A 1,128-nucleotide genomic window follows, 5' to 3' on the forward strand; every position below is an offset into this window, starting at 1 on the left:
GTAACTTTTCGGACGCGCGGAAGTTGCCTTTGGCGTGAGCGAAGATCCCCGTGCCGTAAAAGGCATCGCTCTCCTCTTTACTGAGCCCCTGCATAGCCCATTTGCCGCAAATGCGGCTATATAGCTGCCTAAGCTCCTTATTACGCCCCACTAAATTCTTTAGTAAAATCTCCGTGCCTGCTAGAATTAGCGGCGTGCTCGAAAAATCGTAAATTCTGCGTAGATCCTCAAGCGCCCTGAGCGGCAGATGCTCGGCTTCGTCGATTAGCAGCACCTTATCGGCTGTTTTTAAGAAGCTTGAAATCGCTTTTAATTTTGCATTAGCGCTGCCTGCGGCTTCCAGCTTTAGCGCTTCGCATAGCTCGCCAAGCAAAGCGTTAGCGTTGGTGTGGCAGGTAGCCTCAATTAGTACCGCGTTAGGATTTTTGGCGGCAAAGTCGCGTAGTATCGTGCTCTTGCCGCTACCTGCGGTGCCGTAAAGCAAAGCTATCTCGCGCTCGCCTACGGCTTCGGAGATGACGAAATTCGCCATCTTGTAGTCCCGTGAGTCAAAAATTTCATCTCGCGCGGGCGAGGCGGCAAACTCTTTTGCTTTTTTGGCGCTCGCATCGATATAGGCGCCTATCTTGGCTGCGATCGCCGCATTATCGCCCTTGTATTTGCCCGCTCGAAATTGGCTGATCGCTCCCGGGCTAATGCCCAAAGCCCGCGCAAGCGCGCTCATACTCACGCTTCCGCCCTCTAAGAATTCGTTTAGCTTAGATATAATCTCTTGCATATTTTCTCCTTTGCCCATAAAGGGGCTTTTAAAAGACATTTTATGCCCTTTAAAAGCGCCTTATCCGCAGACTACTTCCTCAAAGCTCTTTATCTTGCGCTCCGCTTTGCGCTGCGCAGCTTGCGCGCTTAAAATTTCATCGCTCAAAGCTACGCTAGAGTTCAAGCTTTTAGCCCCTTTTAACGCGGCATCTATTAGCCTACTTTCGTTATTTGCCGCTTGCGGCTTAGGCATCGCGGCGGGCTTAGCTTCTACCATGCGCACTATCTGTTCAAAATCCACCCTGTGCGCGATCGATGCAGCGTCCATCTGCTTTTTAGTCTCTTTTAAGCGCTTATTAAATAGCTTTT

The 1,128-nt window shown here is 50.4% G+C and carries 2 protein-coding genes; both read right to left on the reverse strand.

Going from position 1 to position 1,128, the window contains the following annotated elements:
- Positions 1-778, reverse strand: a 778-nt coding sequence (locus tag Q0257_RS06585; protein ID WP_298023138.1) for an AAA family ATPase, incomplete at its 3' end; no start/stop codon positions are given.
- A gap of 60 nt (positions 779-838) precedes the next feature.
- Positions 839-1,128 (reverse strand): hypothetical protein (locus tag Q0257_RS06590; RefSeq protein WP_298023141.1); only part of this gene is annotated, 290 nt, incomplete at its 5' end.

Origin of the sequence: uncultured Campylobacter sp. (assembly GCF_938018035.1) — a bacterium.
In the GTDB taxonomy this organism is placed as follows: Bacteria; Campylobacterota; Campylobacteria; order Campylobacterales; family Campylobacteraceae; genus Campylobacter_B.